The sequence below is a fragment of the Streptomyces virginiae genome (assembly GCF_040638905.1).
GTDB classification, from domain to species: Bacteria; Actinomycetota; Actinomycetes; order Streptomycetales; family Streptomycetaceae; genus Streptomyces; species Streptomyces virginiae_B.
The window spans coordinates 21561-29914 of the sequence record NZ_JBEZYV010000055.1; the positions used below are offsets into that span (position 1 = coordinate 21561).

The window sequence follows — 8354 nt, forward strand, 5'->3', positions numbered from 1 at the left end:
GCACCTATGAAACAAAGGGGGAAGTGATGCACGTCACACGGACTTCTTCCGGCTTTCTTGTCGGATCAGGGTCATGCCGGGACCGAAAGGAGAAAGCTGTTCCGCTGATCTGCAAGGAGCACCATGACGACCGAAGATCCACCTCACTGCTTCACGACTCCTCGCGTACCGGAGGTGGAGGCCAAGGTCAATGCTTCCAGGCGTTGCCTCGACCTTCCGGAGATCAATGTCAAGCTGGTCTATCGCTCCGCGAAAGTCTTCGAGCGCGCAGCGTTCGATCCCACCTTGCATGTGAAGGCGGTGATCCCGGTGCACTGGCAGGTGGAGGGAGGCCTGGTCGCGGTTCACGACGACGGCACAGTGGCCACCAGTCCACTCGGGCCTCAGTCGCAGCTGGACTCCATCCTGGCCGCGAACCGCAGTCTGTTCGCTCACGCTAACGACTTCCTGGCGGTGCCTACGTCGGAACCTCCGACCGGAGAGTCGGTCGAGCGTGGCTTCCTAGAGATGGGGTGGGAGGTGTCCCCCGTCGTTCGGGCTATGAATGCTCGCAACGCTGTTTTGAGCGGAGACCGCGCCATGGTGGAGAGTTTCACCTCAGAGGTGCTGGGCCTGTGGAGCGGGTGGCACGAACCGGTGTCCACCGCGCTGCTCGGTGACTGGATGATGCCGTTGCTGGAGGAAGGCCGGCTGTCGCCCAGAGCTCTCACCAGCCTGAAGGACGAGGCCCGCACAATCCATCGGCAGCTCACCCCCGTATGGGACCGCAAGGTAGCCAGGAAGCGTCTGCTGCTGCTCGACACTCCCCTCGCCGAGGGGATGACACTGCACGACCTGCTGGCTGACCGCCCGAGCCGAGAACTTGCGGCTGTAGATCAACTGGAAGACCCTCGGCTGCTCGGCATCCTCCAGCAGCTCACCCCTGGGTACCGCGCCGTCGTGCTCGCACTGGGCAACCCCGGGGTATCCACCTGGGCCGAAGCCGCCGCACTAGCTGGCGCGCCCACTCCGGCGGTCTACGGAGAGAAGGTCCGACGAAAGGTGAAAGGCCTCGCCACCAAGATCGGATCCCTCGGATGACACCGCTACTCCTGGCTCTGTTCGCCGTTGCCCTGCTGGCAGCCCTCGCCGGGTACGCCCTGCACCGCGCGCTCCCATCCGACGTCCCCGACGTCCTCGGTTCTGCGGCCCGCATGCTGCCGCTGCTCGTACTCGGCGCCATCGCGCTCGTACTGGTCGACCCCGCCGACGTGCCGAGCGTCCTGCGCGCCGTGATTGCGAAATAGCGGCTGGCGGCAGGCGAACGGCTGGGGCTCCACGCCCGGAGTTTGTCGTCGCCCGCGCGTGGAGCGGTCAGGGCGCTCCGAGGGGTTCGATGTTGCCCAGGGCGGTCGGTAGTTCGCGGCCGCCGGCCTCGGGGCGGATGTAGGCACGGCGGGTCCAGCGCGGTCCGGTGTGGGTGGCGACTTCCTCAAGGACGACGGCCATCAGTTGGCCCTCGGTGCCGGAGGCGATGTCGCGGACCCGGTGGCCGAGCAGCGGGTGTTCCTCGTGTCCGAGTCCGAGGTCGCGACCGGTGTTCTTCACGCCTCGCCCCCGTCGGTGTTCTCCTGCTCCTTGTCCTGATGGCCGAGGAACCGGGCCAGGCCACGGTCCGCGCGGGCCAGCAGGTCCGCGGAGGGGGCACCGTAGCCGGGCCGGGCGGGGGTCCGCCGTGTGTGCTCCGGGCCGTTGGTGGGTGTGCTCATCAGGGGCCTCCGTGCTGCCGGTGCAATCCCAACATCCATGAAGCTAGGGATCGGGGCGGAGGGCTCTCAACGTTCTTGCGGGAAATTGCGGACCTTCACCCGTGTGCTGCGGCGGCCCGCCTGATCAGGGCGCGGGCGCCGGCGCCGTGGACGGCGTGGGCGGCGAGGTCGGCGAAGGCCCGCTCGTAGGTAGCGATCTCGCCGGGCGCGGTGATCGTGACCCTGGCGGACAGCAGCTCGATGCCGACCTGGACGTCGTCGTAGACGGTGAATGACTCCATCGACCACAGCCGCCTCGGTACGCGGGCGGCGATGATGCCGAGGGACACCTGCGGCAGCCCGGCGAGCTCGATGAGGTGCTCCAGCTGGGCGGCAGTGGTGTCGGGGTCGGCGATGCGGGAGTGCAGCACGGACTCCTCGATGAGGAAAGCGAACCGGCGGCCGCGCTTGTGCAGGACCCTGGAGCGCTTCACCCGGGCCGCCGCAGCGGCCTCGACATCGTCGGCCGCGCCGTGGAACGTCCCGTACGCGCCGATGACGGCGGCCGCGTACGTGGGGGTCTGGAGCAGCCCAGGGACAACGTGGGAGCAGTACACGCGGAAGGCGCGGGTTCGGTCGACCAGGGGGACGATCTCCTGCTGCAGGCCGGCCAACCCGGCCCGGTTCAGGCGCTTCCACTCCACGTACATGGAGGTGGCACTGCGGGCGGCGGCGATCAGGTCCTCGGCCTGGCCATCGGCGCCGCACGCCGCGCACCACGCGCGGATGTCGGCGTCGGAGGGGACGGCCCGGGTGTTCTCGATCCGGGAGGTCTTCGCCGGGTGCCAGCCGCACGCGAGAGACAGCTGGTGCCCGGCCAGGCCCGCGTCCAGGCGCAGGTGCCGCAGGCGCGTGGCGAGCGCGCTGCGGGCGGCCTGGGCACTGGACAGGGGCGAGGTCATCGGTGTTGCTCCGGCTAGGGCTTGTAGTCCTCGTAGGGGACGGCTCGCTCCCAGACCGCCTTGAACGCGGAGGCGCACAGCGCGGCGGCGGCCGGGTCTTCGGACATCTCCCCGCCGGCCGGGGTGCCGTTGCCGGTGAAGTGGTTCCAGCGGATGAGACGACTGTCGATCAGCCAGAAGTCGTTGCCGGGGAGCGCGATGGTGGAGGCGTGGCGGCGGGGCAGGTAGCGGATCTCCTCCCCGGCCGCGATGTTCACCACCGCCCCGGCGTGGCTGTAGCGGGAGTAGTCCGACAGCGGCTCCGACACGATCCGGGCCCGGCGTACGGACACCCCGCGCGCCGTGGTGCGGCGCACCAGGCCGGTCCAGAACGCCCAATACTCCGAGTCCGGATCCGTGTTCCGCCGGCCAGTGGCCAGCCAGTCGGCGAACCCGGACGACTCCTCGGCGACCCCGTAGGCGTCGCGCATCTCCAGGTGGAACGCGGAGTGCCGGGCGCCGCCCAGCAGGACGTCAAAGCCCGGCACGACGTCGTTCTGCGTCATCGCATGCCTCCCTCAGCATCGCCACCATCCGGGCGGGGATCCGCACAACACCTTCGGTGTCGGGGATCGAGCCGGTCTCCAGGCACTGGGCGAGCAGGGCCTGGTCGGCCTTCCAGCCCTGGATGATGACGTCGGCCGTGTCCTCGTCCACCCACACCGTCGGGCACTGCCCCGTGTCGGAGTCCGGGTCGATACCGATGAACCGTAGTGCCATGACAGCCTCCTGCATCGCTCAGCTTGCGGGAAATTGCGCTCATCCCAGTGGAGCAGGTAGCGAGAGGCAGCGGCCGGGAAACGACGGAGCTCCAGCCCCCCGGTCCGGCGAACAAGTCGACTACGGAAGCATCCTTCGGGGCGGGTCTTCTCCGGGCCGAGCCCGTTAGGGGTTCGGGCAGAGGGCTGTCGCGCTCGGGGTTACGTGGATCGTGCCTGGTCAGAAGGTTTCGTGGAGCGAGGGGTGCTGGTTTCAGCGCGGTCCGCTCAACACGGCATAGACTTGCGGCTGTTCGCACCACACCGCGGGCGCATCGCGGAGGGCGGGTTCTTCAACTAGAGCCCCCGCCTTCGACGGGCGCACACGGCGTCAGCGGATGAAAGGAAAACTGAACATGGCGCACATCGAGCAGAGCGGTGAGCAGTCCGACCCTTCTGGGAAGGGCGAGCAGCCGGGATGCCGAGGTGCACATCGCAACGAGCGTTCCCCCCTCGACCTTGTGTTGGTCGTCTTCGCCGATGACATCTCGCGATGGATCATCGAAGGCGGGAAGTGGCTGTTCGAGTACATGAACAGCCTGTAGAACGCACTGTGCCCCCTGGCGGGAACCAAGGGGCACTGGTTGTGGGTGTACCCACTCCGTGCAGCGGCTCCTCAGCGTTCCAAGGCGAAGGGGAGCCGTTGTCGTTTCTATAGGCTGAGCTATAGCAACCCCACCTTAGTACACAGCCCTATGTACGGCACGGATGAGTGGACGCGGAGTGCCCCCTGCTGCACCCGCAGCCCTCCTCTGGTCAGCGCTATTTGCCGGCCTGCAAGACTTCGGCGGTGAGTACTACACGCCGCCCGCTCGGGCACGGACCGGCCCTGCTCGACGACGACCAGGCGGTACGCGCCGCCCGAGGCCGGACCGCCGCTGAGCGGGCCGTCGAGGAGACTGCCCAGCAGCGGCCCGCCCCTCGTACGGAGCCCGGCTCCGTATCTGCTCGGCGCATCCTCGGAGCCGGTCCTGGGGGCACCTGAAAAGATTCTTGAAGCCGGCGGGGACGTCAGCGAAGTGCTGACACGGGGTGGTTCAGCGGCCGAGAGAAGGGCCTGAGCGGCCTTGCGTCGGCGGCTGGTACCGGTACTCGCTCTGTGTTCGCCGGGCGTTCTCGCGGGCCTGCGCGACGGCCTGCTGCCGGGCCTGCTTGATGTACGCGGCACGCTGCTCCGCCTCGGTGGCGTGCTGGGTGGGGGCCTCGGTCGCCATGCGCGAGCGCAGCGTCTGCTCCTCCTGCAGCTTGCCCACAACCGTGGTGTGCTTCTGGGCAGTGCCATGGAACTCTGCGGCCTGGCGCTCGGCGAGGTCGGCCTTGCGGGCGACGACGCTGTTGGCGAGCCGCTCGATCTCCGGGAGCCGTTTGCGCATCGCGGCGAGCCGGTTCTGCAGCTCCTCGACGTCGGGCGGACCCTGGGCCCCGAGGCTGATCGGCCGGATCGCCAGCAGGAGTGAGAGCCAGACCAGCGACCCGCCGTGTGGCTTCGTTCACTTCTAGGGGTTCTGGCTCGCTTTCCGTGACGCGTGCACGGTGGGTGATCTTCGCTGGGAGACCAGTGGGACCGAAGGTGGGCCTCAGGTGCAGACGATGGGGCAGCCGCGTCGGAGGTTCTGGCTCACTTTCCGTGGAGGGCTGACTGAGAGTGATGTCAGTGGTGTGTGGTGGGATGGCCGGACTCTGCCGCCGTGACCTGCTGGGAGTCCACCTTGATGCCCGTGTACTCGTCTCTGACCCATGCCCTGGCCGAGGCTTTGGTCGATGTCCTGTGGTTCGTCGAGGGCAGTGAAGACGAGCAGATGGATCCGGACGACGCCGTCAAGGTCATGGAGGGCGTCGCCCACCTGGTCAGCAAGCTGTCGAGCGACCAGCGGAACGAGTTGATCGAACTGCTTGGGACGATGGCCGACGCCGAGTCCGACCCAGTACGGCGCGAGTTCCTGGAAGGGTTCCCTGAAGGCTTCGGGCTCCTGGAAGATGGGGTCTGACCTGTGCTTTACGAGTAGAGCAGGACGCGTTTGCGGAGAAGGGCGAAGCCGGCACGGCCGAACATCTGGCGTTTGAGCATCTTGATTCGGTTGACGTGGCCTTCGAGGGCAGTGTGAGGCCGGCGATGACCGCATCGCGGTCACGGTCGATGCCTGCGGCGAGTGTGTGGAGGCCGGGGAGGTCGTCTCGCCGGACGGCATCGAGCCACTGCGGCAGCCGTTCGCCCTGGCGCTCGGTGAGCATCTGGCCGAAGGAGCGGACGTGGCCGGTGAGGGCGTCCAGTTCAGGGCAGTGGACCAGAACGGCCTTGAGCCGAAGTTGCTCCGTCTCGTTGAGGGTCTCCGGCCGGCGGAGGATCCATCCGGCGACGACGCGGGTTGACGGTGGCCGAGCTGTGCTGGGGCCCGGCGAGAGCCGCTTCTCCCGGAAATAGGCGCGAACCCGCTGGTAGCTGCCCTGATAGCCGAGCGGCACGATCTCTTCCCACACGGTCCAGGCGTTCGTGCAGCCCTGGTTCCAGCGGTCATCCAGGTAGGGCTTGAAGGCGTCGAGTTTGGACGGCCGGCCCTGCCACTGCCCGTGGAAGAGGTCCTCCGGGTTGGCTGCATCGGCCAAGAGTTTGACGGTGCGGGAGGTCATACGGAGTTGGCGGCCGATCGCCCTCCGGCTGAGCCCGGCTGCCAGCAGTTCGTGGACAGTCGCGTGGTTGACGCGGGTGCGGTCAGCGAAGCGGTGTCCCCTTGGCCAGGGCGAGCCGGACGGATCTTCGAACTTCTCCGGCTCGGGGGCAGGCTGGGCCGGATCCGGCGCCAGCACCCGCAGGCATCCACGGTGGTCTGCGACACAACGTTCTGCAGCCTCGCTCAGGTTGTGCCAGAGATGCCACCGGTCCGCCACCTGCACTGCTTGGGGCGCCCCAGCCGTGGCGCCTTCGGCGAAGAACGGTGCCCGATCGCGGCAGACGATCTCCACCCCGGGTCGCTTCGCGAGCCAAGCGGCCAAGCTGGAAGCCTCCCGGTCGGGCAGTAGGTCCACCGGGCGTCGCCTTTCGACGTCGACCAGGACGGTCCCGTAATGGCGGCCTTTACGGGTCGCGTACTCATCGACGCCAACCACGCGCGGGGCCGGAACTTCCGGGTCGGGCAAGGCTTCGACCAGCCTCAGCACCGTGCTGCGGCTGACGGACACGCCGAAGACTCTCGCCATGCGGGCACCGGCTCGGCCAGCGTCGACCGCAGGCGCTCGGTCCGCCGGCCATACCGACGGGTCAAGCCCGGCAGCTGTTCGGCGAAGGTCCGCCGCCCGCACGAGATGACCGGGCAGAGGAACCTGCGGACGCGTAAACAGAGAGCGACTCGTCTGCCTCCGCTGGGGACATCAGCGGGAAAGCGCAGGTAGGAGCAGTGGATCCGCCGTGACCAGCTCCCGCATCCAGGACAGATGGCCCCAGCCACCGTGCTTCGGGCCTCGATGTGTACCGCCTCGTCGTTCACGGCCACGGAGAGCACCACCACGTCGGCGATCGACGGGAACAGCAACTCCTCCAGCCGGAGCACCACTTCTTCCACGGGCCGAACTGTCAGCCACACCGCACCCGGTACGGCTCAATTCCGGGCATCTTCCTCAGGGCCCACTCGCCCGACAACCGTCACTCAGAGTGCATGCTCCACGGAATGTGAGCCAGAACCCGAACTCGTGAACATCGACCTGACCGCCCTCGGGGTGCCTCCCCCGCTCATCGACAAGCGACGTCGCGACTCGTGCATCAAGCCAGGCGACGGCACTGTGTGCCGGGCCCCCCACCTAGGCCGTGTATCGAAAATGGATCTTGCGCGCTGAATGATCGTGGTCATGGGGCGGGGAGATCTCACGGACGAGCAGTGGGCGTTGCTGGAGCCGTCGTTGCCGAAGCGGGCCAAGGCAGGGCGACCGCCCGCCTGGCCCCGGCGGCAGCTGATCGACGGCATACGGTTCCGAGTGCGGACGGGCGTTCCGTGGCGGGACATACCCGTGGAGTACGGGCCGTGGGGCCGGATCTACGACCTGTTTCGTCGATGGCAACGGGACGGCACGTGGCACCGGGTCCTCACCCGGCTCCAGACCCTGGCCGATGCGAAGGGCGCGATCGTGTGGGACCTGAGCGTCGACTCCACTGTGTGCCGCGCCCATCAGCATGCAGCCGGGGCCCGGAAGCAGGGTGACCTGCAGAAAGAACCACCAGGCGGTGTCTTCGACGAGCCCGATGATCACGGGCTGGGACGCTCACGCGGCGGGTTCACCACGAAGCTGCACCTGGCCGTCGAGCAAGGTCAGAAGCCCATGTCGATCGTGGTGACCGCCGGGCAGCGTGGGGACTCGCCACAGTTCGAACCCGTTCTGGAAAAGGTCCGCGTGCCCCGTATCGGAGCGGGCCGGCCGCGGGTCCGTCCCAATCGAGTGCGCGCTGACAAGGCGTACGCCTCCCGCAAGAATCGCGCCTACCTGCGCCGCCGCGGGATCCGCTGCACCATCCCCGACAAGGCCGACCAGGCGCGCAACCGCCAGAGACTCGGATCCCGTGGCGGCCGGCCGCCCCGCTTCGACCCAGTCGACTACCGCGAGCGCCACGCGGTCGAGTGCGCGATCAACCGCCTTAAGAGGCACCGTGCCGTCGCCACCAGGTACGACAAGCTGGCGGTTCGATATGAGGCGACCGTACTGATCGCAGCCATCAACGAGTGGTTGTGACTTCCTGGTTTCGCCTGGGCGGGATGCGGGTGGTGAGCAGTTCTCGCAGGAGTTCCACAATGAGATCAGGCTGCCCCACGAACGGGGAGTGGCCTGTCTGCCATTCGCGCACGTCGGTGCACCGCGAGGCCATCGTCCGCTGGAGGCCCGGG

Annotated in this window: 12 protein-coding genes and 2 pseudogenes; 5 read left to right on the forward strand and 9 right to left on the reverse strand. The window is 68.0% G+C overall.

The window, feature by feature from the left end:
* Window positions 1–123: 123 nt before the first annotated feature.
* Both AB0F82_RS36640 and AB0F82_RS36645 read left to right on the forward strand, forming a co-directional pair.
* Complete coding sequence (locus AB0F82_RS36640; RefSeq protein WP_362635663.1) at window positions 124–1080, forward strand: hypothetical protein; 957 nt, start codon at window positions 124–126, stop codon at window positions 1078–1080.
* Window positions 1077–1286, forward strand: a complete 210-nt coding sequence (locus tag AB0F82_RS36645) for a hypothetical protein (RefSeq protein WP_362635666.1) — start codon at window positions 1077–1079, stop codon at window positions 1284–1286. The genes AB0F82_RS36640 and AB0F82_RS36645 overlap by 4 nt, the downstream gene beginning before the upstream one ends.
* Window positions 1287–1353: 67 nt before the next feature.
* On the opposite strand, the gene AB0F82_RS36650 is transcribed toward AB0F82_RS36645, so the two are convergent.
* The 5 genes from AB0F82_RS36650 to AB0F82_RS36670 all read right to left on the reverse strand — a co-directional run bounded on the left by AB0F82_RS36650 (window position 1354) and on the right by AB0F82_RS36670 (window position 3448).
* On the reverse strand, window positions 1354–1587 hold the full coding sequence (locus AB0F82_RS36650; RefSeq protein WP_362635669.1) for a hypothetical protein: 234 nt from the start codon (window positions 1585–1587) through the stop codon (window positions 1354–1356).
* The gene (locus AB0F82_RS36655; RefSeq protein WP_362635672.1) at window positions 1584–1748 is read right to left on the reverse strand and encodes a hypothetical protein; all 165 of its coding nucleotides are present in this window, start codon (window positions 1746–1748) and stop codon (window positions 1584–1586) included. The genes AB0F82_RS36650 and AB0F82_RS36655 overlap by 4 nt, the downstream gene beginning before the upstream one ends.
* 95 nt (window positions 1749–1843) lie before the next feature.
* Window positions 1844–2689, reverse strand: coding sequence for a helix-turn-helix domain-containing protein (locus tag AB0F82_RS36660; protein WP_362635674.1), 846 nt, complete (start codon window positions 2687–2689; stop codon window positions 1844–1846).
* A 14-nt stretch (window positions 2690–2703) separates the two neighbouring features.
* Window positions 2704–3234 (reverse strand): DUF6879 family protein, encoded by a 531-nt coding sequence (locus AB0F82_RS36665; RefSeq protein WP_362635675.1) that lies wholly within the window; start codon window positions 3232–3234, stop codon window positions 2704–2706.
* The gene (locus tag AB0F82_RS36670; RefSeq protein ID WP_362635678.1) at window positions 3203–3448 is read right to left on the reverse strand and encodes a hypothetical protein; all 246 of its coding nucleotides are present in this window, start codon (window positions 3446–3448) and stop codon (window positions 3203–3205) included. The genes AB0F82_RS36665 and AB0F82_RS36670 overlap by 32 nt, the downstream gene beginning before the upstream one ends.
* 394 nt (window positions 3449–3842) lie before the next feature.
* Between AB0F82_RS36670 and AB0F82_RS36675 the strand changes: the two genes are divergently transcribed.
* Complete coding sequence (locus tag AB0F82_RS36675) at window positions 3843–4031, forward strand: hypothetical protein (protein WP_362635681.1); 189 nt, start codon at window positions 3843–3845, stop codon at window positions 4029–4031.
* A gap of 245 nt (window positions 4032–4276) precedes the next feature.
* Window positions 4277–4471: a hypothetical protein gene (locus AB0F82_RS36680; protein ID WP_362635684.1), complete on the forward strand. Its 195-nt coding sequence runs from the start codon at window positions 4277–4279 to the stop codon at window positions 4469–4471.
* 52 nt (window positions 4472–4523) lie between these two features.
* On the opposite strand, the gene AB0F82_RS36685 is transcribed toward AB0F82_RS36680, so the two are convergent.
* From AB0F82_RS36685 to AB0F82_RS36700, 3 genes and pseudogenes are all read right to left on the reverse strand, one after another.
* Window positions 4524–4859, reverse strand: coding sequence for a hypothetical protein (locus tag AB0F82_RS36685; protein WP_362635686.1), 336 nt, complete (start codon window positions 4857–4859; stop codon window positions 4524–4526).
* 760 nt (window positions 4860–5619) lie between these two features.
* A pseudogene (locus AB0F82_RS36695) lies at window positions 5620–6681 on the reverse strand (transposase); the annotation flags it as partial.
* Window positions 6636–7064, reverse strand: coding sequence for a transposase family protein (locus tag AB0F82_RS36700; protein ID WP_362635687.1), 429 nt, complete (start codon window positions 7062–7064; stop codon window positions 6636–6638). The pseudogene AB0F82_RS36695 and the gene AB0F82_RS36700, both read right to left, overlap by 46 nt.
* Window positions 7065–7326: 262 nt before the next feature.
* On the opposite strand from AB0F82_RS36700, the gene AB0F82_RS36705 reads away from it, so the two are divergent.
* Complete coding sequence (locus AB0F82_RS36705) at window positions 7327–8202, forward strand: IS5 family transposase (RefSeq protein WP_362635690.1); 876 nt, start codon at window positions 7327–7329, stop codon at window positions 8200–8202.
* On the opposite strand, the pseudogene AB0F82_RS36710 reads toward AB0F82_RS36705, so the two are convergent.
* Window positions 8186–8354, reverse strand: a pseudogene (locus AB0F82_RS36710) (alpha/beta hydrolase); the annotation flags it as partial. The gene AB0F82_RS36705 and the pseudogene AB0F82_RS36710 sit on opposite strands and share 17 nt — an antisense overlap.